Genomic DNA, 23,700 nt, shown 5'->3' with positions numbered 1-23,700 from the left:
AATGATGAGCTTATTAGATGTCAAAGATCTGCGTGTCGAATTTACCACTCAAGATGGTATCGTCACCGCAGTAAACGATTTAAATTTTTCTCTGAATCAGGGCGAGACTCTAGGTATCGTAGGTGAATCTGGTTCAGGCAAATCTCAGACTGTATTCGCTATCATGGGACTACTGGCAAAGAACGGTATTATCTCAGGTAGCGCAAAATTCGAAGGTAATGAAATTCTTAACCTTCCAGAAAAAGCACTCAACAAAGTACGTGCAGAACAGATCGCAATGATCTTCCAAGACCCAATGACGTCGCTTAACCCTTACATGAAGGTGAGTGATCAGTTAATGGAAGTACTTATGCTTCACAAAGGCATGGGTAAAGCGGAAGCGTTCGAAGAATCTGTACGCATGCTTGAAGCGGTCAAAATTCCAGAAGCGCGTAAGCGTATCACTATGTACCCACACGAGTTCTCAGGCGGTATGCGTCAGCGTGTGATGATCGCCATGGCTCTGTTGTGTCGTCCAAAACTCTTGATTGCGGATGAGCCGACAACAGCGCTAGACGTAACGGTACAAGCCCAGATCATGGATCTGCTTAACGAGCTGAAATCGGAGTTTAACACTGCGATTATCATGATCACTCATGACCTTGGCGTGGTTGCAGGTTCATGTGACAAAGTACTAGTTATGTACGCTGGTCGTACAATGGAGTACGGTACGGTCGATGAAATCTTCTACAACCCGAGCCACCCATACGCTGAAGGTCTGCTAAAAGCAATTCCTCGTCTGGATACAGAGGGAGAAATTCTACCAACGATTCCAGGCAACCCGCCTAACTTACTTCGTCTACCACAAGGCTGCCCTTATCAAGAGCGTTGCCACCGTGTAATGGATCGTTGTAAGCAAGAAGCGCCAATCTTGACGCCATTTGGTGAAGGTCGTCAGCGCGCATGTTTTTCTGAATGGGAGGCTTGGAGCAAATGAGTGTAGATAAGAACCTAATCCTAGATGTTAAAGATCTTAAAGTTCACTTTAGTATTGCATCAAAATCTGCTTGGCCTTGGTCAAAGCCTGCAAACCTTAAAGCAGTAGACGGCGTTAACGTCCGTTTATATGAAGGTGAAACCTTAGGCGTAGTAGGCGAGTCTGGTTGTGGTAAATCGACTTTCGCGCGTGCAATCATTGGTCTTGTTGAAGCGACTGACGGCGACGTGATGTGGCTTGGTCAAGACCTGACTAAGATGCAAGAAATCCAGCGCCGTGAAACGCGCAAAGAAATTCAAATGATTTTCCAAGATCCTTTGGCATCGCTAAACCCGCGTATGACAGTCGGTGACATCATTGCTGAGCCATTGGAAACTTTCTATCCAGAGCTTTCGAAAGATGAAGTGAAAACTCGTGTTAAAGAGATGATGGCGAAAGTAGGTCTACTACCAAACGTAATCAACCGTTACCCTCATGAGTTCTCAGGTGGTCAGTGTCAGCGCATCGGTATTGCTCGCGCGTTGATTCTAAAGCCTAAGATGATCATTTGTGACGAACCTGTATCGGCACTAGACGTGTCAATCCAAGCTCAGGTTGTAAACCTACTTAAAGAGTTACAGAAAGAACTTGGCTTATCACTAGTATTCATTGCCCACGATTTGTCGGTAGTGAAACACATCTCTGACCGAGTACTAGTTATGTATCTTGGTAATGCTGTTGAACTTGGTGAAGCCGAAGCCCTGTTCGCGGATCCAAAGCACCCGTACACTCGCGCGCTTATGTCTGCAGTACCAATTCCTGATCCAAAGCTTGAGCGCAACAAGCACATCGAGATGCTAGAAGGCGACCTTCCATCACCAATCAGTCCTCCTTCGGGTTGTGTGTTCCGTACGCGTTGTCCTCAGGCGACGGAAGCGTGTGCTCAAACTAAGCCAGCTATCGAAGGTAACGACGTTCATGCCGTGTCTTGCTTGCACGTGAGCGTATAATTTCAGCCTGTGACGGGCTTAAGCGCGGCATCCTTACGGGGTCGCGCTTTTTTTGTATCGCTACCTTTCTACTATTCAAATAATTCGAACAACTAAGCCAACTGTCTCTAATCACCTGTGTTGAGTATTTATTTATACTCAAATTATTCAAAGAATGTGGGTTAGGAGACAATAATGGGTAAGCTAGTTGAAGGCATATGGCATGACGTGTGGTACGACACCAAATCGAGCAATGGTAAGTTCATTCGCGAAGATGCCGGGTTTAGAAATTGGGTAGAAAACAAACCTGATGCTCAGTTTCAGCCGGAATCAGGACGTTATCATCTTTATGTCTCGCTTGCCTGTCCTTGGGCTCATCGCACTCTGATTTTTAGAAAGCTAAAAGGTCTTGAAGAGCATATCGACGTCACGGTTGTTTGTCCTGATATGATGGGTGAAGGTTGGCAAATGGGGTTGCCTGAGCCTTTGTTTGGTCATACACGCATGCACCAAATTTATACGCAAGCCAAACCAGACTACACGGGTCGCGTAACGGTACCAGTACTTTGGGATAAGAAACATAACACCATCGTCAGCAATGAATCTTCTGAAATCATTCGCATGTTTAACTCTGAGTTTAATGAACTCACGGGTAATACAGCTGATTATTATCCGCAAGAGAAGCGTGAAATCATTGAAGAGTGGAACGCTTATGTCTACCCTCATGTTAACAATGGTGTTTACCGCTGTGGATTTGCCACAACCCAAGATGCCTATGAAGAAGCCTACAACCACCTGTTTGAGTCGCTAGACAGATTGGATGCCCATCTAGCGAAAAGCCGCTACCTTGCTGGTGACAGTATTACTGAAGCCGATTGGCGCTTGTTTACCACGCTGATCCGTTTTGATGCCGTTTATGTCGGACATTTTAAATGTAATAAGAAACGTATCGCGGATTACGCTAATCTCAACGGTTATATGAAAGAGTTGTATCAGGTACCCGGTATCAAAGAGACAACCGATTTCTACCACATTAAACGCCATTACTACTTTAGCCACACAGGGATTAACCCGACACAAGTTGTTCCTCTTGGTCCTGAGCTAGATTTAACTTCACCCCACGGCCGAGATTTGCTTGGTAGTGCTTGATAACACGATTTGATCTCTGCCCTGTGCCTTTGCTCGGTATAGGGCTTGATCCGTTTCTGCCATGGTTTGATCGAGCAGAATACTGTTGTTCATCACGATCAAAGCTCTTAATCCAGCACTGAAAGAGATGCGAATCTCTTGATGGTTGAAGTCGATTTTTAGTTGCTTTAGCGCGAGTCGAATTGATTCGCTCATCTCCATTGCTTGTTCTTCATTCTTTGCGCACAGCAAAACACAAAACTCCTCACCACCCACTCGATAAAAGAATTGGGCATTAGGTTGCGAAAGCACCGCCTTACTCACCGCCTTCAATACTTCATCCCCACACGCATGGCCGTAGTTGTCGTTGACTTGTTTAAAATGGTCGAGGTCAATATGCAGTAAGTAGTGATGACTCAGAAACTCAGGATGATGGGAGAAATCATTTTCCATACACAATCGATTTCTCGCGCCAGTTAAAGGGTCAAGTAGAGCAGCATCGCTGAGTTTTTGCTGGGTTTTGGCTCTGACATCTTCATGCACAAAGGCGATAGCCCAAATCAAAATATAGGGGATCGCGAAGTTAAACGTCGTGTGTGCGGTTGAATGAACGATAGGCGGATAGGACAGGAATATCGACACGACGATAAGGAAAAAAGCGAAAGTGACCGCTGAACCGACATAACGATTTAATAAAATGTGGAAGACGGGCGGCATACAAAACGTCCAGAAAACTAGTATCGAGTAGCCCTTCGCCACCGCTAAGCTATAGATCAAAATCAGGCTCAAACCGCAGATTAATAAAGCCGAATACCAAGGTTTGTAGTGACCAAATTGAATTCTCAGATAGATAAATAAGCAGAGTAGGGTATACGCGAAATCTATGTAGCCAAACTTTGGTACATCCCAAATAAAAAAGTTAACTATAGTGAAGCCAGCGCCAGTTATTGCGAGGAAAAAGCTGGTGGTCTTAAGGACGCTCTTTTCTACGGTATCTTTAGTGGAAAATAGCTTGGGCTCCATTTGAATTCCTTTTCAATCGATGAACCTAAAGTGTAGCAACAAGTTATGAAAAGGTGGACATATCAGCGAGATAGGGAAAACAGTAGATATAAAAAACCCTCGCAAGGTGCGAGGGTTTGATTTACTCAGATAGTAGAGATTAGTTAACTACTTTCTCTTCTGCTTGAGCCGCTTGGTCTGCTTGGATTGCAGTTAGAGCCACTGTGTATACGATGTCGTCAACTAGAGCACCGCGAGACAGATCGTTTACAGGCTTACGCATACCTTGAAGCATTGGACCGATAGACACTAGGTCAGCTGAACGTTGTACTGCTTTGTACGTCGTGTTACCAGTGTTTAGGTCTGGGAATACGAATACAGTTGCTTTACCTGCTACTGGAGAGTTTGGTGCTTTAGAAGCAGCAACGTTTTCCATGATAGCCGCGTCGTACTGTAGAGGGCCGTCGATCACTAGGTCAGGACGCTTCTCTTGAGCAAGCTTAGTTGCTTCACGTACTTTATCTACGTCAGCACCTTTACCAGATTCACCCGTAGAGTAAGAGATCATTGCAACGCGTGGTTCGATACCGAATGCTGCTGCAGAGTCTGCAGATTGGATAGCGATTTCAGCTAGCTGCTCAGCAGTTGGATCTGGGTTGATCGCACAGTCACCGTAAACCAATACTTGGTCAGGTAGTAGCATGAAGAATACAGAAGATACGATAGACGCATCAGGTGCAGTCTTGATGATCTGGAACGGAGGAACGATAGTGTTCGCAGTTGTGTGAACAGCACCAGAAACTAGGCCGTCAACTTCGTCGTTCTCAAGCATCATTGTGCCTAGGAATACTGAATCTTGTAGCTTCTCGCGAGCAACAACTTCAGTCATGCCTTTCGCGCCACGCAGTTCAACTAGACGAGCAACGTAGTTTTCACGTACTTCATCAGAGTTGATGATAGTTACGCCAGCGCCTAGCTCAACGCCTTGCTGCGCTGCAACACGTTTGATTTCTTCTGGGTTACCTAGAAGCACACACTCCGCGATACCACGCTCAGCACAGATAGCCGCAGCTTTAACTGTACGTGGCTCGTCACCTTCAGGAAGAACGATACGCTTACCTGCTTTACGAGCGAACTCAGTTAGCTGGTAACGGAATGCTGGTGGGCTTAGGCGACGAGACTTCTGAGTACCCTCAGTCATAGACTCGATCCAGTTGCCATCGATGTTGCCAGCAACGTGCTCGTTGATGAACTCGATACGCTCTTTATCGTCTGCAGGTACTTCGATAGAGAAACTCTGTAGGTTTAGAGACGTCTGCCAAGTGTTACCTTGTGCTTTGAAGATCGGTAGACCTGAATCAAATGCTGGCTTACATAGACCTGCGATTTCTTCTGGAATGTCGTAACCGCCAGTTAGAAGTACTGCACCGATTTCAACACCGTTCATTGCTGCTAGCGCTGCTGCAACGATTACGTCTGGACGGTCTGCTGAAGTTACAAGTAGAGAGCCTGGTTTGAAGTGCTCAATCATGTTTGGCAGAGAACGCGCACAGAATGTGATGCTCTTGATACGGCGCGTGTTGATGTCACCAGCGTTGATAATATCAGCGTTTAGGTGCTCAGCCATGTCGACTGCACGCGTTGCAATTAGGTCGATGCTCCATGGCACACAACCTAGTACACGAATTGGAGAAGTGTTGAAGATTTCCATCACTTTCATTTCGTTTTGCTTCGCGCTATCTGCATCGTCAAAGATTTCAGATAGGTCAGGGCGAGTACGGCCAGCTTCATCAACAGGAGCGTTTAGTTTGTTGATGATAACGCCAGAGATGTTTTTGTTCTTAGTGCCGCCGAAGTTAGAACATGCTACTTCGATACGTTCTTTAAGTTGCGCTGGGTTATCTGTGCCAGGAGTCGCTACAAGAACAATCTCTGCGCCAAGTGTTGCAGCAATTTCTGCGTTCACTTGGTTAGCAAATGGGTGTTTACGAGTTGGTACAAGACCTTCGATTAGCGTAACGTCCGCATCTTTGTTGATTTGGTTGTAACGCTCAACAACTGTTTCTAGCAGCTCATCCATGTTGTCGTTACCGATTAGGCTTTCAGCAACAGACATCATCATAGGTTGGCCGATCTTCACATCGCTGTTCGCGCCAACGATAGTTGAAGTTAGATCAGGTTGATCGCCGCCAGAACGTGGCTGACAGATTGGCTTGTAAAAAGAAACTTTAACGCCTTTGCGCTCCATTGCGCGAAGAACACCCATGCTTACGCTAGTAAGACCAACACCAGCACTTGCAGGGATAAGCATAATAGTACGAGACATTCGTAGAGTACCTATAGCTATTGGGATAAAAGCTTAACTGCGTATTCCTTACTGTTTGGAATAGGAGTTAAGCCCCTTAGTTAGAAAACCGGCTGACGATTGTCAGCCGGTTAAGTCAATTAAAGACCTGCTAGTTCTGCAGTGTCTTCAGCGATAACTAGCTCTTCGTTAGTAGAGATAACCATTGCTGGGATACGGCTGTTTTCAGTCGTGATAGTACCTTCGCCGCCGAAACGAGCTTTCAGGTTAGCTTCACCGTCAACTTCGATACCGAAGATACCTAGGCGGTTAAGAACCATTTCACGGATAGGGCCAGAGTTTTCACCGATACCACCAGTGAATACGATCGCGTCTAGACGACCTTCTAGAGTTGCAGTGTAGCCAGCAACGTATTTCGCTAGGCGGTGGCAGAATACGTCCATCGCACGAGTTGCTTCTTCTTTCTCACCGTAGTTGTCTTCAACGAAACGACAGTCAGAAGTTACTTCAGTCAGACCAGCTAGACCAGACTCTTTAGTCAGCATGTTGTTGATTTTCTCAACAGAGTAGCCAAGAGTGTCGTGTAGGTGGAAGATGATCGCAGGATCGATGTCACCACAACGAGTACCCATTACTAGACCTTCTAGTGGAGTTAGACCCATAGAAGTATCTACTGACTTACCGTTCTTAACAGCACAAACTGAAGCACCGTTACCTAGGTGACAGTTGATGATGTTTACTTCGTCAACTGGTTTGCCAAGGATGTTAGCAATTTCACGAGTGATGAATAGGTGAGAAGTACCGTGCATGCCGTAACGACGGATACCGTGCTCTTTGTACAGGTTGTATGGAAGAGCGTATAGGTAAGACTCTTCAGGCATTGTTTGGTGGAAAGCAGTGTCAAACACAGCAACGTTTTTCAGTGCTGGGAAAGATTTTTGTGCTGCTTTGATGCCGATGATGTGAGCAGGGTTGTGAAGAGGTGCAAGTGTTGCACAGTCTTCGATGCCTTTAAGCACGTCGTCAGTAATTAGTGCAGACTGAGTGAACTTCTCGCCGCCGTGTACAACACGGTGACCGATTGCTGCTAGGTTCTCAGAAAGCTCTGGCTTAGAAGCAAGAATAGTTTCTACCATGAACGCTAGAGCTTCTTCGTGAGCTGCGCCGTCGCCTAGTTGAGCTTCGTGCTTACCATCAAGTTTCCACTTGATACGAGCTTCTGGAAGGTGCAGACATTCTGCAAGACCTGTTAGATGCTCATCACCATTTTCTGCATCAACAACAGCAAATTTAAGAGAAGAACTACCGCAGTTTAAAACTAAAACTAGCTTTGACATGAGTGACTACCTGTAATAATCAGTTAGGATAAAAATTAATCACAAGAATAGACGATGCTATAGAAGCTGCGTACTAATCTTGGTCAAAATAACTTCGAATTCCGTATAAAAGACAGTGATGATCCAAATCACCACCCTTGCATCCGCTGCAGAAAGGTCTCAAGAGTTGCTTAAATTGTAAATAACGGCAACAATGAGATTGTGGGTCCGCAAAGGATAACGATAATAAGCAATGATAACAAAAAAAATTTGAAAGAATATTAACTTTCATCAATTTTTTGTCCGTTTAGTTGAATCTTTCAACTAAATTTTAGTTTAGGACCCTGTACTGGAGTGAGAGAGCCCTATGAGTAATAAAGCCGGTTTAGTTCATAGTCTACGAGATGGACAAAAGTACATGGATACTTGGCCAATGCGTAAAGAGCTTAATTTGCTGTTTCCAGAGCAGCGAATCATTAAAGCGACGCGTTTCGGTGTAAAAGTGATGCCAGCGATCGCGGCTATCAGTGTCTTAACTCAAATGGCGTTCAACAATTATCAATCTATGCCACAGGCAGTCATCATTGCATTGTTTGCTATTAGTATGCCTATTCAGGGTATGTGGTGGCTTGGCAACCGTGCCAACACGAAACTTCCACCTGCACTTGCCGGTTGGTATCGCGAAATCTACCAAAAAATAGTTGAAAGCGGCTGTGCGCTAGAGCCAATGAAATCACGCCCTCGTTACAAAGAGCTTGCTCAGATCCTTAACCGAGCATTTCGTCAGCTTGACAAATCAGCGTTGGAGCGTTGGTTTTAAGAGAGAAGACGGGCTGCGCCCTCGGGATTTTGGAACGGGCTACGCCCTATGGAGAGCGGGAGCGCTTCGCTTTTGGAAAACTAGAGTTGACTCCTCAGCTATAGCGCGGCAACTTTAGTTCTCCAGTTCTCCAGTTCTCCAGTTCTCCAGTTCTCCAGTTCTCCAGTTCTCCAGTTCTCCAGTTCTCCAGTTCTCCAGTTCTCCAGTTCTCCAGTTCTCCAAAACAAAAAAACGCCCACCGAAGTGAGCGTTTTCTCTTATTTAATACTATTCAACATTAGTTGAACATTGCGATAGCATCAGCTGGGTCTACGTATTCTAGATCGAAGCTTTCTGCTACTTCTTTACACGTTACTTTACCGTGGATTACGTTTAGACCTTCTAGGAAGCCGTTATCTGCTAGAAGTGCTTCACGGTAGCCTTTGTTCGCTAGTTTAACGATGTAAGGTAGCGTAGCGTTGTTTAGTGCGAACGTAGAAGTACGAGCAACAGCGCCTGGCATGTTAGCAACACAGTAGTGAACTACGTCATCAACGATGTAAGTAGGATCTGCGTGTGTTGTTGCGTGTGAAGTTTCAAAACAGCCACCTTGGTCGATTGCAACGTCTACGACTGCTGCACCTGGCTTCATCTTAGCGATGTGCTCTTTTGTTACTAGTTTAGGTGCTGCAGCGCCTGGGATTAGAACTGCACCGATGACTAGGTCAGCTTCTAGAACATGCTTCTCAATAGCATCTTCTGTAGAGTAAACCACTTTTGCACGACCTTGGAACTCTTCGTCAAGACGACGTAGTGTATCAACGTTGCGATCAAGGATAGTTACGTCTGCGCGAAGACCAACAGCCATACGAGCTGCGTTAGCACCAACAACACCGCCGCCAACAACGACAACTTTCGCTGGTTCAACGCCTGGTACACCACCTAGTAGAAGACCACGACCACCGTGAGATTTCTCTAAAGTTTGTGCACCTGCTTGAATAGACATGCGACCTGCTACCTCAGACATTGGAGCAAGTAGTGGCAAGCGACCCATATTATCTGTTACAGTCTCATATGCTATACAGACAGCTTTGCTCTTGATTAGCTCTTCAGTTTGTGGAAAATCTGGTGCTAGGTGCAAATAAGTAAATAAAATTTGCCCTTCTCGAAGCATAGCTCGCTCGACAGCTTGAGGTTCTTTAACCTTTACAATCATTTCTGCTTGCGCGAAAACGTCAGCAGCGGTAGGAAGAATGGATGCGCCTACAGCGATGTAATCATCGTCTGAAAAACCGATGCCTGAACCGGCATTAGTTTCAACAAAAACTTGGTGACCTTGAGACACTAGCTCGCGAACGCTCGCTGGGATCATGCCAACACGGTATTCGTGGTTTTTGATTTCCTTAGGTACGCCAATGATCATCCTGACTCCTCATTTTATATTGGTTGTATAAACTATATTAGTTGTATTAACTGTGTGTAGGGTAATTCTGTCGAATTAATATCTAGTATAGATATGATTGGATAAAATTTGATACTGAATATTAAAAAGTTGTAGTATATTTTTTTGCAAGGAAGTAATAAGGTGGAATAAAAAATGGCAGACAACAATAAAAAGCCGTCCAAGGATCTAGATCGCATCGACCGCAACATTCTTAATGAGTTGCAGAAAGATGGTCGTATTTCGAATGTAGAGCTTTCAAAACGAGTGGGTCTTTCTCCAACTCCGTGTTTGGAACGTGTGCGTCGCCTAGAGCGTCAAGGTTATATTACGGGCTATACAGCATTGCTAAACCCGCAATACCTAGACGCATCGCTTTTGGTATTCGTAGAAATCACACTTAACCGTGGTGCGCCAGATGTGTTTGAACAGTTCAACACAGCAGTTCAGAAACTTGATGACATTCAGGAGTGTCATTTAGTATCTGGTGATTTTGACTACCTGCTTAAGACTCGTGTATCTGACATGAGTGCTTACCGAAAGCTGTTGGGTGATACACTTCTACGTTTACCAGGGGTAAATGACACACGTACTTACGTGGTTATGGAAGAAGTGAAACAAACGAACCAGTTGGTTATCAAAACTCGCTAATTCAAGCATGAGTTTGGCTTAAAGTCTTAATAGCTTTCCATATTCTGACTTTAAGCAATTGGGTTTTGTCCCTTGATATGGTTAAATCGATAGTCCGAGTAGCATAGCTGCTCGGACTATTTTTTTCCGACCAATCAGGATGATTTCTGAATCGATTGGTGTTTTATAAAGATAAAGTTGGTTATGTTCAAAGAGACCAAAAATAAAGTAGAAACGATCATTAAGACGGGAGAGGAAACTCAACCGTCCCGACTGAGCGGTCCTCAGCGCCTTCAAGAATGCAGTTTGATCGTCATCGTTCTTGCCTCAATTTTGCTATCGGTTGCACTGTTTACATTTAGCGCTGCCGATCCATCATGGTCTCAAACCGCTTGGGGTGGGGAGATAAATAACGCTGGAGGTCTCGTTGGGGCTTGGCTAGCAGATACACTCTTTTTTACCTTTGGCTCATTAGCGTATGTGATTCCTTTCGTGGTGACTGGCACGGCTTGGGCAATGCTGCGTAACCGCGATGAAGATGATCCAATCGACTTTATGCTCTGGGGAACGCGTTTACTCGGGCTTACGATTCTTATTTTAACCAGCTGTGGCTTAGCGGATATCAACTTCGATGACATCTGGTATTTCTCTTCGGGTGGCGTGATTGGCGATGTTCTGACTAGCCTTGCGCTACCGACACTAAACGTACTTGGCTCTACGCTTGTATTTCTTTTCTTGTGGGGAGCGGGCTTCACGCTTCTGACAGGTATCTCTTGGTTATCCATCGTCGATTGGTTAGGTGAAAGCGCTATTGGTTTGTTCACTGGTCTTATCAACAAAGTACGTGGACGAGAAGATGAAACGCTAGAAGCTGAACTCAACGACTATGAGTATGAAACCGAAACGACGCCAGTCATCAGTGAACAAAAGCTCGAAGCTAACGAATCTGTAGAGCAAATAGAAGAAACCAACGTAGAACGACGTCGTTACAACATTCATATGCCTGAAGCAGCGGCTACCTCAGCGCTAGCGGCCAACGCAATCGCTCAACCAACGACAGAAGAAGTGGCTGATATTTCCCCTGAGCCCGTTTATGCAAGCGAAGTCCCTAATAATGTGGTTGAAGAGTCTGTTGAGCCAGATTTTGAGCGTAGTAAGCATCTTGGCGCGACTATTGAAGATCTAGAACGCGCCGCTATGAACGGTGATGAGCTTCCTCAAGTTGCACAACCTCAACAGCCAGAAGATGTTTTTGCTCAGCCGCAAGTTGAAGAGGTTGTTGCCAGTGAACCACCTGCTCCGAACCAGCCAGAACAAGTTCCTACAGAAGCCGTCACCGAGGTTGACTCTAATGACTTGCCTTGGATTGAAGAGGTGACTGAAGAAGAAATCGTCCAACCAAGGATTAATCCTTCTGAACTGGAACAGATTTCATCGGATATTGAACCTGAAGATGACTATCAAGAACCGGTGATTTCATCATTTGATGTTGCTGAAGAAAGTGCAACTGTGACCGAAGAGGTAGAGTCGACGTTATCTGAGGATGAAGACGCGGCGGCATTACACAATATGGTTGCAGAAGCGCAAGCCAAAGTCGCCGCTCAGCAAAACCCATTCTTGGTACAACAAGAAGCGAATCTGCCAAAGCCTGTTGAACCGATGCCAACTCTTGAGTTGCTGTACCACCCTGAAAAGCGTGAGAACTTTATCGACCGAGAAGCGTTAGAAAATATTGCTCGCTTGGTTGAAGCGAAACTGGCCGACTATAAGATTAAAGCAACAGTGGTTGATATCTTCCCGGGGCCAGTAATAACAAGATTTGAACTCGATCTCGCACCTGGCGTTAAAGTGAGCCGCATATCCGGTCTATCGATGGATTTAGCGCGCTCACTTTCAGCTATGGCGGTTCGTGTCGTTGAAGTCATACCGGGCAAACCTTATGTCGGGCTTGAGCTACCAAACATGAGCAGACAAACGGTGTTCTTCTCTGATGTTGTTGGTAGCCAACAGTTTATTGAAGCCAAATCGCCAACGACGGTTGTCCTTGGCCAAGATATCGCTGGTGAAGCTGTGGTCGCTGATTTGTCTAAGATGCCACACGTGCTTGTTGCGGGTACAACGGGCTCGGGTAAGTCAGTGGGTGTAAACGTGATGATCTTGAGTATGCTCTACAAGGCAACGCCTGAAGATGTTCGCTTCATCATGATTGACCCGAAAATGCTAGAGCTATCAGTGTACGAAGGTATTCCACATCTACTCTCTGAAGTGGTTACTGACATGAAAGACGCGTCGAATGCACTGCGTTGGTGTGTTGGTGAGATGGAACGTCGCTACAAGCTGATGTCTGCTCTAGGTGTTCGTAACATTAAAGGCTTTAACGATAAGCTTAAGATGGCGGCTGAGGCTGGTCATCCAATTCACGACCCATTATGGCAAGCAGGTGACAGCATGGATGAACATCCTCCTCTGCTTGAGAAGTTGCCTTACATTGTTGTGATTGTCGACGAGTTTGCCGACTTAATGATGGTGGTCGGTAAGAAAGTCGAGGAACTGATTGCTCGTCTAGCGCAGAAAGCACGTGCAGCGGGTATTCACTTGATCCTTGCAACTCAGCGCCCATCTGTTGATGTTATTACTGGTTTGATTAAAGCGAATATCCCGACCCGTGTTGCGTTTACCGTATCAACTAAGACGGACTCGCGCACCATCCTTGACCAAGGCGGAGCCGAATCGCTACTGGGTATGGGTGATATGCTCTATCTCCCACCGGGTTCTAGCCATACTGTTCGTGTGCATGGCGCATTTGCTTCGGATGATGATGTACATGCCGTAGTCAACAACTGGAAAGCACGCGGTAAACCAAACTATATCGACGAAATCACCAATGGTGACCAAGGCCCTGAAGCACTCTTACCAGGTGAGAAGCCGGAAGGTGAGGAAGAGATGGACCCGCTATTTGACCAAGTTGTTGAGCATGTTGTGCAGTCTCGCCGTGGCTCGGTATCAGGGGTACAACGTCGTTTTAAGATAGGCTACAACCGAGCTGCACGTATCGTTGAGCAACTAGAAGCTCAAGGCATTGTGAGTGCTCCAGGTCATAACGGTAACCGCGAAGTATTGGCGCCAGCTCCTGGGCGTGAGATGAATTAAGGCAAAGCCGTTTGGACCTAGCTGTGCCCTATGGAACGCTTCGCTCCGAGATGCGAGGACGGGATTAGCCCTGCGAGATAAGACAAAGCAGGGTGCTCAGAATCGAGATTGGAATGCCTCTAAGAGATAGGCCGTCATTCCATAGACCGACGAAGGAGGGAGTAGGGAATCTCTATGGTCTCTTAGCTTACTTTGGGAGATCCCCAACTCAGTCGTCCCTCCCTCTTGAGGATGACACGTGTTTAAGCTAAAGGTTGATGTTGTGTCAGCCTTTCTAGCATTCTCTATTTTTCCATAGGACAAAGTCCGTTCCCGCATCCGTTTTCCTTAGCGAAGCGTTCCTGCCTTATTCCAAACCAAAAAGGGCTGACATCATATGTCAGCCCTTCATTTTTGCGCGTTTCCGCCTCTCGCTATTTGCTCTTCACAAACTGCGCGATGACAAAAGGTACCAGTGCGATTAGGTATGCAGAGAAAATGATCACTAACCACTGTGGCATTGAAAGACCTAAGAACTGCCACACGACCTTGCCACAATCACCGAACGCTTCAAATAGCCAAGGTGCCCATTGATTTAGAGGTGCCCAGTCTGGGAAGGTAACGAACAAGTCACAAGTCTTAAAAGGTGAAGGGTTGAATTGGTAATCAACATGCTCTAGCGAAAGCATCAGGCCTTGATAGGCGCTTGCGCCCCAAGCGGCAAAGCCAAGCCAACGAAATACGGGATTATGAGGAGCGATTAAACCAATTAATGCAGCGCCGCCAACGCCAAACATGGCGACTCGCTCATAAATACACATCACACAAGGTGAAAGCATCATAACGTGTTGGAAAAACAGGGCACATGCTTCGAAGAAAATGATTGAGATAAGGAGCAACAACCAAGACAGTCGCCCTTGAGAAAACGTTTTTAGAGTGGAAAGAATGTTCACACAGATATCCTGTAATAAAAAAGCTCTGAGTAATCAGAGCTTTTTATCGTGTAAAAGTTTCGGTATCAACTAAAACTTTTAAATAATTTAGATTAGTGTCCGCTAGAAACAGCTGGAGTTAACTCTCCGACATGGGCTGAAATCCAACCCGCGTCATAGAACCAAGCGGTCATAGGCTCGACAAAGAACACGATGCCAGCAAGACCAACAAGAGCCAGCACGATTGTATAAGGCAGCGCCATAATCACCATGCGGCCGTAAGATAGACGGATAAGTGGTGCTAGGGCAGAGGTCAATAAGAATAGGAATGCAGCTTGACCATTTGGCGTTGCAACTGAAGGTAGGTTAGTACCCGTGTTGATAGCAACCGCAAGTAGGTCGAACTGGTCACGAGTGATAACGCCTTCAATCAGTGCCGTTTTCACTTCGTTAATGTATACCGTACCTACGAACACGTTATCGGAAACCATCGAAAGTACGCCGTTTGCCACATAGAAGAGTGCTAGCTGAGTACCTTTGTCTTCTACGTGTAGCACAGCGTCGATAACAGGCTTGAATAGCTGTTGGTCGATGATGACGGCTACAACAGCAAAGAACACGGCGAGAAGTGCGGTAAATGGTAGCGCTTCTTCAAACGCTTTACCCATTGAGTGCTCTTCGATTACACCAGTAAACGCTGTCGCTAAGATGATAACAGAAAGACCAATTAGACCGACGGCTGCAAGGTGAAGTGCTAGGCCTACAATCAGCCATACTGCAATAAAGCCTTGAACCCAAAGCTTAGCAACATCTTGCTTAGTACGTGTTTTACGCTCTTCACGGTCGAAGTCTACTAGGATTTGACGAACATTATCAGGAAGGCGAGCGCCGTAGCCAAAGACTTTTAGTTTCTCGACTAGTACACAGGTAATCAAACCGCAAACAAACACAGGCGCGGTAACGGGTAGCATACGAATGATAAACTCACCAAACTGCCAACCTGCTTGGTCTGCAATGATGAGGTTTTGCGGCTCACCAACCATGGTCATAACACCACCGAGCGCCGTACCCACACCAGCGTGCATTAGTAGTGAACGTAGGAAAGCACGGTAGTCTTCTAAGTCATCACGGGTAAGTTCAGATAAATGATCATCTTGGGTATGGTCGTGCGAAGAGTTAGGGCCTTGGCCAGAAGCAACTTTGTGGTAAATCGCGTAGAAGCCAACCGCAACGCTGATAACAACCGCAATAACCGTTAATGCATCTAAGAAAGCCGATAGGAAGGCCGCTGCAAAACAGAATGCAAGAGAAAGCATGCTCTTAGAGCGAATACCTAGCAGTATCTTGGTGAAGATAAATAACAGCAACTGCTTCATGAAGTAGATGCCTGCAACCATAAACACCAATAGAAGCAGTACTTCGATGTTTGCGACAAGTTCGTGTTTAACTTGTTCTGGGCTGGTCATGCCGATGGCGATAGCTTCTATGGCAAGTAAACCACCTGGCTGAAGAGGGTAACACTTAAGTGCCATTGCGAGGGTGAAGATAAACTCTGCGACTAGCAGCCAACCTGCAACGAATGGATCGACAAAGAAGAAAACAATTGGGTTAATAATTAAAAATGAAATGATGGCAACTTTGTACCAATCTGGGGCCTTACCAAGAAAATTCTTAATAAATGCATTTCCGAGTGACATCGGCATGATTTAGATACTCTTAATGTTGTTATGAATAGACACTGCACGTGCTTGGATCCATTTAATCGGAAAACTGAGAATTTCTGACCAGTGGAAATATACCCGTAGGTAGAAAACAAACCCGATTCAACAGTGACTTAGAAAAACAACATTCCGTTCACGATCATGTGGTCTTGCCAAGTCACTCCCTGAGAAAGACAAGCACTCCTTTACTTTGGTCGCCACTGTACTCTTCAAAGCAATTTAGTCAACGAGAAAATTGGTTTGAGTATTCTATTCGCTTACTTTTGTTTAAAAACGCGATCAAAGTGGCGTAAACATATCACGAGAGTTGTGAAAAACAATGGTTAATGCAAGCAAAACGACGAAAGCATAGAATAAGAAAGAATATGTAATTATATTGAATGGAAATGACAGTTTAATTATGTAAATTTACAAACTTAAATTTTGCGGCTGAAATACCATGTGGTGGGCTCTGAGGGATGTTTTTGATTTGTTAAATATGAAAATAAGCCTATTTCATATCCCAATATGATTCAATAAAATCTGCATAGCGTTAGAGTTAATGCTCTATTGTGGGTTTGCCGCACGTTTACTGTGTGGTGGTTTCCGATATAGAAAAACTAGTGGTATGATGAGTTCTATTAGACCCATAAAAATACAAGTTTGGATAAGATATAAATGGTCATTAAGGCAAAGAGCCCAGCAGGATTCGCAGAGAAATACATAATTGAAAGTATTTGGAAAGGGCGATTCCCACCTGGTTCTATTTTACCAGCAGAACGTGAGCTCTCTGAACTAATTGGCGTAACGCGTACCACTCTACGAGAAGTACTCCAACGTTTAGCCCGTGATGGGTGGTTAACGATTCAACATGGTAAACCAACGCGTGTTAACCAGTTTATGGAAACATCTGGTCTTCATATTCTAGATACGTTAATGACGTTGGACGCAGATAATGCGACTTCAATTGTTGAAGATTTGCTTGCAGCACGTACAAACATCAGCCCTATCTTTATGCGCTATGCGTTTAAAGCCAATAAAGAAAACTCTGAGAAAACCATTTCTAGTGTGATCAGCTCATGTGAGGCTCTGATTAACGCCGAGTCTTGGGATGTCTTCATGGAGTCGTCGCCGTATGCGGAAAAGATTCGTCAGCACGTTAAAGATGATGGCGAGAAAGATGAGTTAAAGCGCCAAGCCGTTCTGGTTGCGAAAACATTCAATTTCTACGACTACATGCTTTTTCAACGCTTAGCATTCCATTCAGGTAACCAAATTTATGGTTTGATCTTTAATGGTCTGAAGAAACTGTACGATCGCGTTGGTAGCTACTACTTCTCGAACCCTCAAGCTCGTGACCTCGCACTGCAGTTCTACCGAGACTTGCTTGAAGTGTGTGAAACTGGTAATCGTGACCAAATTTTGATTGTCGTTCGCCACTATGGTATGGAGAGTGCGCAGATTTGGAATCAGATGAAGACGACTCTGCCAACCAACTTTACAGAAGATGACAGCTAAATTCATCTTGTAAAGAACGCATTAAAAAAACCGCCAACTGGCGGTTTTTTATTGTTCAAAGGTTACTCTTAGCAGTCAGCGCATGCTTCATCTCGTCCGCCTGCTTCGGTGAACCAAGTCGCCAAGTGCGATTTAAGGTCCTTAAGCTCATCTGGGCCTATAAGCGCCAAGCCTAAGTCTTCAGCGCGAGTGATGTCATTGTGGCGAAGAGGACGGAAGCTAACCAGCATGGCACGAGCTTGTAAGCCACCAAGTAAGTCACGAAGCGATTCAAGTTTATATAAGGTATCGTCACCATCATCGCGCATTCCTTTGGTCTTACATTCGATGATGTGAAGTTTATTGTTAACGACCGAAGCAACATCGAGTTCGTTACGCACTTCGCGCTCTCCAAGCTGACGGTAAACTTGGACATTGAGGGAGCGGTCTTGAATGGTCGGCATATCTTGTTGGATCTGACGAACAGTGCTGTGAACGAGTGTTTCAAGCCATTCACCGTTTGAGAAACGGCGCGCATCTTCGTTGGCGAAGGTTAATACGCCGCCGTGATAGGTCGCTATTTCTGCTTCAACCAAATCACTAAGTAGCATGTTTAGCTCGCGATAACCCTGCTGCTTTTCCGAAAGCTCAACATCGAGACGCTGTTCTTTACGGCAAGTGGTTGCAAGATAGTTGAGTGTCGCGAGACCTGGGCCTAACTCTAACGCATTGCTTGCCCAACGTTCGCCAAGCTCATACAGTTTTTGATCTAGTTGAGGGGGTAACTCTTGGTCGCTAAATTCACCACGCGCACCGAACACGGTGAGGTAATCATCAATGGTAATTCTGTCTTGAACCTGCGTATCTTCTTTGCCGTCAGGGTAAAGCCAACATAGACGGTCACTATTAGGTTCAACAACGAAAATAGGCCAGTGATAGGTGCGGAAAATCTCGTAGACTGATAACAGACGGTGGCGAAGTCCACAGCTCGCATTTAGCTTAACTTCTTCACCTCTTGCTTTTAAGTCCTGCGCAAGAATCGAAACGGCCTGTTTTATCTTTGACGGATTCGCAACGTTAGGAATTTCAAAAAACTCCGAGGTGATGTTTCTTTTGCTCAAGACGCTGTGAAGACGCAAATACATATCTTCTTGAGCAGGGACTCCAATGAAGACGATATGATCGCTTACGGTGCGATTATCAAGAAGTGGAGTGACCAAGCGAATCGGGTCTTGATCGATGATGCCAACATGAACAGCCATAGTTTTTCCTCATGTTTGGCTTGCGAGAGAGTGAAAGAAAAGTGGGCAAGCCTATAAACCATATAATGACATGGGATATAAAAAACAAGGGCGGCTATAAAAAATAGCCGCCCAATCTCAATAAATTACAATGTTCTGACTTTCTAAAGCTTAAACCTATGGACCAACTCACCTTGTTGATTCGCCAACGAGGAAAGGTTGTCACTGGTCTGGGCTATTTGTGCCATAGCTTGATAGCTTGAGTCGGCAATCAGGTTGATCTCTTCAATGTTGCGAGCAATATCGCCCGTCGTTTCACTCTGTTCCGCCGCCGCTTGAGAGATATGGCCACTCATTTGGCTAATCTCCATAATAAGTCCTTGGATCTCTTCCATAGCACTATTGGCGTTAGACGCTTGTTCTACTGAAAGCTCCATATCATCCATACAGCTTTGAATCACCTTATTGGCTGACGTTGAGCTGCTTTGAAGATTACTGATCATATTTTCAATTTCAGAGGTTGATTCTGTAGTGCGTTGAGCCAATACGCGAACTTCATCAGCCACCACCGCAAAACCGCGCCCTTGTTCACCCGCACGAGCCGCTTCGATAGCGGCATTAAGTGCCAATAGGTTGGTTTGTTCGGCAATATTACGGATAACGTCAAGGATACTACCGATTTGGCTACTCATTGCTTGCAGATCTTTCACTGCATCAACTGACTGGGTAAGGCGCGTTTCAAGTTGATTGATGGTAGTGATGTTGGTGCCCATGATATGGCGACCAGACTCTGAGGCTTTTTCCACTTGCTCAACCATCTGCTGCGAGCTTTGAGCGCTTTGCGCTACTTCTTGAACAGAGTGCGCCATTTCAGTCATTGCGGTGGCAACATTCGCCGTTTGCTCACGTTGCTGGCTCAGCTGTGATTGCGCTTGCGAAGAGGTTTGCTGATTGGTTGTTGCGGTTTGAGTCAGATCATCGGATGCGTCATTGAGTTTAACCAAAATACCATGAAGATTATCTGCGAGCGAGTTGATGTGGTTGCTAACTCGACTGAACTCATTGTTGTAGCGAATCTCGATACGCTTGGTCATATCACCTTCCGTAAGAGACTCAAGGGTGCCCAGAATGCGAGTGAGTGGGTTACGTACGCTGTGAGCAATGTGATAACCAATCGCAACGGCCATCAAGATAACGATCGCGCCTATAGTGATTGAACGAACCACGCCTTGCTCGTAAACGTCCCCCGCTTCTTGTAGTGACGCATTCAAGCCTTGTTTCGCCACTTCACTGAATGAATTGAGCACTGCCATCGTTGCATCAACTTGCTGGGTTAGACTTGCGATGTTGGCGTAGAGGGCATCTTTAGCGAGTAGGTAAGCACTGTGCTGGTCAAGTACGCCGCCTTTCTTACCGACATCACGAGTAAATTGCTGTACAGAGTCGTCGAATGCTTTTTTGATTTCAGGCATTTGAGTTGTTAGACCGCGGTAAGCGTAGTTAAGGTGGGTCACGGCTTTCTTATTTTTCGCTACCGCTTGAGTTACCAATTCGGTATCGCTACTCGCTAGGGCATCTGATGTGGTGAGCTCGGCGTCCTTTAACTTAATAAAGTAGCTTTTTGCCATCACTTTAACTGAAATACTGCTTTGGTCATCAACGTACTCTTTCATGCCAACACTTAACTCAGAGTGCAGGCGTTGGAAACGGCGAGTAGACTTTTGTACTTCCTCTTGCGCGATAAACATAGCGCGATAATTACCCATCGCTTGTTCCGCTTCAGCAAAGTAACTCTGTTCCATTTCCTTGAGTTGGACAATTGACTGTTCCAGTTCAGTTTGGCCAATGCTTACTTGTTCTAGCGTCGATAGCTGTTGGTTGTATGCTTCTTTCATTTGAGCGAATTGCTCTGAAAGTTGATCCATGCGTTCAAAACTTTGAGTTGTCAAAAAGTCTTTAAAAAGTTTGTCAGCAGACAACAAAGCAACGCTAGTTTGGTTTGATTGAGAAACTAGTGGCAGTGAGGTGTTAGAGACACCTTCGAAGTTTTGGTGGATTTGTTGCATTCCTCGCATCATCATCAACGTCGTAACGATGAACATAATAATGATCAATGCAAACCCAGCGTACATGCGCCTAATCACTGAGCCCTTCATAGATCTCTCCCTGTAAATGTAAAGTCTTAAAAAATTAACAAAAAGAAAGCCATTGTATTGATACCGAGACACACATTTTTTGACGCACAATACAAATTTAGTGAGCGACTAATAACTGATTGTCGAATAAGTGAACTGAACAGCGTTTTTTATTGTGATTTTGCGAAGCTTGACGCATACTCGTTTCAACTCAATCAATAATAAATATCCCAATGGAGCCCTTCATGGCAGAAGAAACCATTTTCAGCAAAATCATTCGCAAAGAAATCCCAGCAGATGTTGTCTACCAAGACGATTTAGTTACCGCATTCCGTGACATCAATCCGCGTGCTCCAAGTCACATTTTGATCATCCCAAATAAACTGATTCCAACTGTTAATGACATCGAAGAAGAAGATGAACTCGTCATGGGGCGTATGTTTACTGTGGCACGCAAACTGGCAAAAGAAGAAGGTATTGATGAGGATGGTTACCGTTTGATCATGAACTGTAACTCTCATGGTGGACAAGAGGTTTACCATATTCATATGCACTTAGTGGGTGGTCGTCCACTTGGCCCTATGCTAATGAGCTAAAAATTTTTGATATTAATGGAACTTTCTAAAAGGTTTGATGTCGAACGTTAAATTTTTTAAAATGTGAGACATGTCATCGTGTCAAATAATACAAAAATTGGGGTAGAAAGTGCATAAACACATTCGACTCATGTTTGCTTTAGCAAGTAGCTTGGCTCTTTCCGCTTGTGCCAATTTATCTGTAGGCAATCTTTTTAGTCATTACAGTGCGCAAAACAGTGAGTTGCACCAAACCGTTAAGAATGGCCGCTATTACGAAGCTGAAGAGTTGTTACCTGAGGAGATAGCAGGCGACATTCTCGATAATATGGAAAAAGGCAGAGTTTATCTGCTCAACCAACAATACCCTGAAAGTAAGGGCGCGTTTGAAGTCAGTGACCGAGCGGTTAGAGTACAGCAAGATCAAGCAACGATCTCGGTATCAGAAACAGCAATGAGTTTAAGTGCACTTGCAGTTAACGATAACTTGAAAACGTATCAACCTGCTGATTACGAACTGGGTTTTTTACATCTTTATTTAGGTCTTAACTATCTTAAAAAGAATGACCTAGAAGGTGCAATTATCGAAATGCGCCGGGCTAATCAAGTACAAGAGCGTGCGCGCAAAGAAAGAGAAAGTGAGCTTGAATCAGCTCAAAGCCAAATGCAGGCTCAAGGTGTATCACCAAACTTGGGTAGTATTCTTGCTAACTATCCAGATGCAGGTAAAAAACTGCAAGCGGTGCAAAGTGGCTACTTACTCTATTTGTCTGCACTGCTGTATGAAGCAGACAACGATCTCAACGGCGCATATGTTGACTATCGTCGTGCGTTAGCCGTGATGCCGGATAACCAGCAGGTGATTGATGGAACTAAGCGTGTGGCTAAACGTTTAGGTATGCGCGAAGACTTGGTTAAGCTTGAAAAGCGTTACGGCAAAGCCAGCTACCTAGATGCGAATAAAGGTCGGGTAATTGTTATTGATGAACGTGGTGTGGTCGATGCGATGAACGGGTGGACACAAACACTTCCGATCTCGCGAGGCAGTAACCGTGGTCTCTATACCGTTTCTCTGCCCTATTACGAAAACGTACCAGCGGAAAAATTTAGCCCTGTAATACTTAATGACAGCAGTGTGTCGGGTAGCTTGCTCACAGACGTTAATCTGATGGCTAAGCAGAATCTGACCGAGCGAATGCCCTCTATCATCATTCGCCAAGCTTTGCGAGTGTGGGCTAAAGAGGAATTGCGTCGAGAGGCAACCAAAGACAACCCTGACGACTTAGGTAATGCGCTGTTTAACGTGTGGAACACGCTGACGGAGCAACCGGATACACGCAGTTGGATAACGTTACCTGGTGAGATTTACAGCGCAAGTTCTGTCGTTGAACCAGGGGAACAATCAGTACGGGTTGCTGGTCAAACTCATACATTCAATGTTGAGTCTGGTCGTACAACGCTTGTTTGGCTTTCGCGCCAAGGTAACAATGCAACCATTTGGCATAAACAACTAGGAAATATACGATGAAAAAATGGCTTATTTCAATCGCGGCAGCATTGACCTTAATGGGATGTGCGAGCAACAGCAACACGGCTGGGCTGCGTATCGATGGTGCCTCTCAAACGGTTCTGTTTGGGGATAACGTGCTAGCAGGACGTGTGAGCATCGAAGATATTTCAACGATTGATGTAGATGGTCGCGCACGAGGCATAGTGCGTTTGGCAAATCAAACCAAAGGTGACCAGCACATTCAATACCGTTTCTATTGGTATGACGATCAGGGGCTAGAGGTGAACAACAAGCTTAGCCCATGGCGTCAAACCATTCTTCGCGGGGCTGAAGAGATTTCTATCTCAGAGATTTCTATCAATCCAAATGGACGCCAATTCCGCGTTCAAATCCGCGAACTAGACAACTAATTTAAA

The 23,700-nt window shown here is 45.2% G+C and carries 18 protein-coding genes; 10 read left to right on the top strand and 8 right to left on the bottom strand.

Annotation, left to right across the window (positions count from 1 at the left end; translation table 11 throughout):
• The first annotated feature begins 4 nt into the window (after positions 1 to 4).
• The 3 genes from LYZ37_RS09405 to LYZ37_RS09395 all read left to right on the top strand — a co-directional run bounded on the left by LYZ37_RS09405 (position 5) and on the right by LYZ37_RS09395 (position 3,093).
• The gene (locus LYZ37_RS09405; protein ID WP_272785302.1) at positions 5 to 976 is read left to right on the top strand and encodes an ABC transporter ATP-binding protein; all 972 of its coding nucleotides are present in this window, start codon (positions 5 to 7) and stop codon (positions 974 to 976) included.
• A complete protein-coding gene (oppF, locus tag LYZ37_RS09400) occupies positions 973 to 1,965 on the top strand; it encodes a murein tripeptide/oligopeptide ABC transporter ATP binding protein OppF (RefSeq protein WP_004747474.1) in 993 nt (330 codons plus the stop codon). The genes LYZ37_RS09405 and oppF overlap by 4 nt, the downstream gene beginning before the upstream one ends.
• 174 nt (positions 1,966 to 2,139) lie before the next feature.
• Positions 2,140 to 3,093 (top strand): glutathione S-transferase family protein, encoded by a 954-nt coding sequence (locus LYZ37_RS09395; RefSeq protein ID WP_272785301.1) that lies wholly within the window; start codon positions 2,140 to 2,142, stop codon positions 3,091 to 3,093.
• Here the strand turns inward: LYZ37_RS09395 and LYZ37_RS09390 are convergent.
• From LYZ37_RS09390 to LYZ37_RS09380, 3 genes are all read right to left on the bottom strand, one after another.
• Positions 3,058 to 4,095 carry a GGDEF domain-containing protein gene (locus LYZ37_RS09390; protein WP_272785300.1) on the bottom strand — a complete coding sequence of 346 codons (1,038 nt, stop codon included), beginning with the start codon at positions 4,093 to 4,095 and terminating at the stop codon, positions 3,058 to 3,060. The two genes, LYZ37_RS09395 and LYZ37_RS09390, sit on opposite strands and share 36 nt — an antisense overlap.
• Positions 4,096 to 4,234: 139 nt before the next feature.
• The gene (pta, locus tag LYZ37_RS09385; RefSeq protein ID WP_272785298.1) at positions 4,235 to 6,400 is read right to left on the bottom strand and encodes a phosphate acetyltransferase; all 2,166 of its coding nucleotides are present in this window, start codon (positions 6,398 to 6,400) and stop codon (positions 4,235 to 4,237) included.
• A gap of 119 nt (positions 6,401 to 6,519) precedes the next feature.
• Positions 6,520 to 7,716, bottom strand: a complete 1,197-nt coding sequence (locus LYZ37_RS09380; RefSeq protein WP_171321184.1) for an acetate kinase — start codon at positions 7,714 to 7,716, stop codon at positions 6,520 to 6,522.
• Positions 7,717 to 8,062: 346 nt separating this feature from the next.
• Here LYZ37_RS09380 and yfbV point away from each other — a divergent pair, with 346 nt between their 5' ends.
• Positions 8,063 to 8,515: a terminus macrodomain insulation protein YfbV gene (gene yfbV, locus LYZ37_RS09375; RefSeq protein WP_171321185.1), complete on the top strand. Its 453-nt coding sequence runs from the start codon at positions 8,063 to 8,065 to the stop codon at positions 8,513 to 8,515.
• Between the two features lie 277 nt (positions 8,516 to 8,792).
• On the opposite strand, the gene ald is transcribed toward yfbV, so the two are convergent.
• Positions 8,793 to 9,917 (bottom strand): alanine dehydrogenase, encoded by a 1,125-nt coding sequence (ald, locus tag LYZ37_RS09370; protein WP_004747491.1) that lies wholly within the window; start codon positions 9,915 to 9,917, stop codon positions 8,793 to 8,795.
• 174 nt (positions 9,918 to 10,091) lie between these two features.
• On the opposite strand from ald, the gene lrp reads away from it, so the two are divergent.
• Together lrp and LYZ37_RS09360 are read left to right on the top strand one after the other, a co-directional pair.
• Positions 10,092 to 10,586, top strand: a complete 495-nt coding sequence (gene lrp / locus LYZ37_RS09365; protein WP_004414493.1) for a leucine-responsive transcriptional regulator Lrp — start codon at positions 10,092 to 10,094, stop codon at positions 10,584 to 10,586.
• 183 nt (positions 10,587 to 10,769) lie between these two features.
• Positions 10,770 to 13,715 (top strand): DNA translocase FtsK, encoded by a 2,946-nt coding sequence (locus tag LYZ37_RS09360; RefSeq protein ID WP_272785296.1) that lies wholly within the window; start codon positions 10,770 to 10,772, stop codon positions 13,713 to 13,715.
• Positions 13,716 to 14,128: 413 nt separating this feature from the next.
• Here the strand turns inward: LYZ37_RS09360 and dsbB are convergent, their stop codons facing one another.
• Both dsbB and nhaB read right to left on the bottom strand, forming a co-directional pair.
• The gene (gene dsbB, locus LYZ37_RS09355) at positions 14,129 to 14,647 is read right to left on the bottom strand and encodes a disulfide bond formation protein DsbB (RefSeq protein ID WP_272785295.1); all 519 of its coding nucleotides are present in this window, start codon (positions 14,645 to 14,647) and stop codon (positions 14,129 to 14,131) included.
• A 92-nt stretch (positions 14,648 to 14,739) separates the two neighbouring features.
• A complete protein-coding gene (nhaB, locus tag LYZ37_RS09350) occupies positions 14,740 to 16,329 on the bottom strand; it encodes a Na(+)/H(+) antiporter NhaB (RefSeq protein WP_272785293.1) in 1,590 nt (529 codons plus the stop codon).
• Positions 16,330 to 17,004: 675 nt separating this feature from the next.
• Here nhaB and fadR point away from each other — a divergent pair.
• Positions 17,005 to 17,844, top strand: a complete 840-nt coding sequence (gene fadR, locus LYZ37_RS09345) for a fatty acid metabolism transcriptional regulator FadR (RefSeq protein ID WP_171321188.1) — start codon at positions 17,005 to 17,007, stop codon at positions 17,842 to 17,844.
• A gap of 68 nt (positions 17,845 to 17,912) precedes the next feature.
• Here fadR and LYZ37_RS09340 read toward each other — a convergent pair whose 3' ends face one another.
• A complete protein-coding gene (locus tag LYZ37_RS09340) occupies positions 17,913 to 19,085 on the bottom strand; it encodes a DUF1887 family protein (protein WP_272785291.1) in 1,173 nt (390 codons plus the stop codon).
• A gap of 143 nt (positions 19,086 to 19,228) precedes the next feature.
• Positions 19,229 to 21,220: a methyl-accepting chemotaxis protein gene (locus tag LYZ37_RS09335; protein ID WP_272785290.1), complete on the bottom strand. Its 1,992-nt coding sequence runs from the start codon at positions 21,218 to 21,220 to the stop codon at positions 19,229 to 19,231.
• A 224-nt stretch (positions 21,221 to 21,444) separates the two neighbouring features.
• On the opposite strand from LYZ37_RS09335, the gene hinT reads away from it, so the two are divergent.
• From hinT to LYZ37_RS09320, 3 genes are all read left to right on the top strand, one after another.
• A complete protein-coding gene (gene hinT, locus LYZ37_RS09330; protein ID WP_004746983.1) occupies positions 21,445 to 21,795 on the top strand; it encodes a purine nucleoside phosphoramidase in 351 nt (116 codons plus the stop codon).
• Positions 21,796 to 21,904: 109 nt separating this feature from the next.
• A complete protein-coding gene (locus LYZ37_RS09325) occupies positions 21,905 to 23,302 on the top strand; it encodes a COG3014 family protein (protein ID WP_420794618.1) in 1,398 nt (465 codons plus the stop codon).
• On the top strand, positions 23,299 to 23,694 hold the full coding sequence (locus tag LYZ37_RS09320) for a YcfL family protein (protein WP_272785289.1): 396 nt from the start codon (positions 23,299 to 23,301) through the stop codon (positions 23,692 to 23,694). The genes LYZ37_RS09325 and LYZ37_RS09320 overlap by 4 nt, the downstream gene beginning before the upstream one ends.
• The last annotated feature ends 6 nt before the right edge of the window (positions 23,695 to 23,700 follow it).

It is taken from the genome of Vibrio tubiashii, assembly GCF_028551255.1.
Lineage (GTDB): Bacteria > Pseudomonadota > Gammaproteobacteria > Enterobacterales > Vibrionaceae > Vibrio > Vibrio tubiashii_B.
The sequence above is the reverse complement of the archived record's forward strand: the minus strand, read 5'-3'. Positions and strand labels throughout refer to the sequence as shown.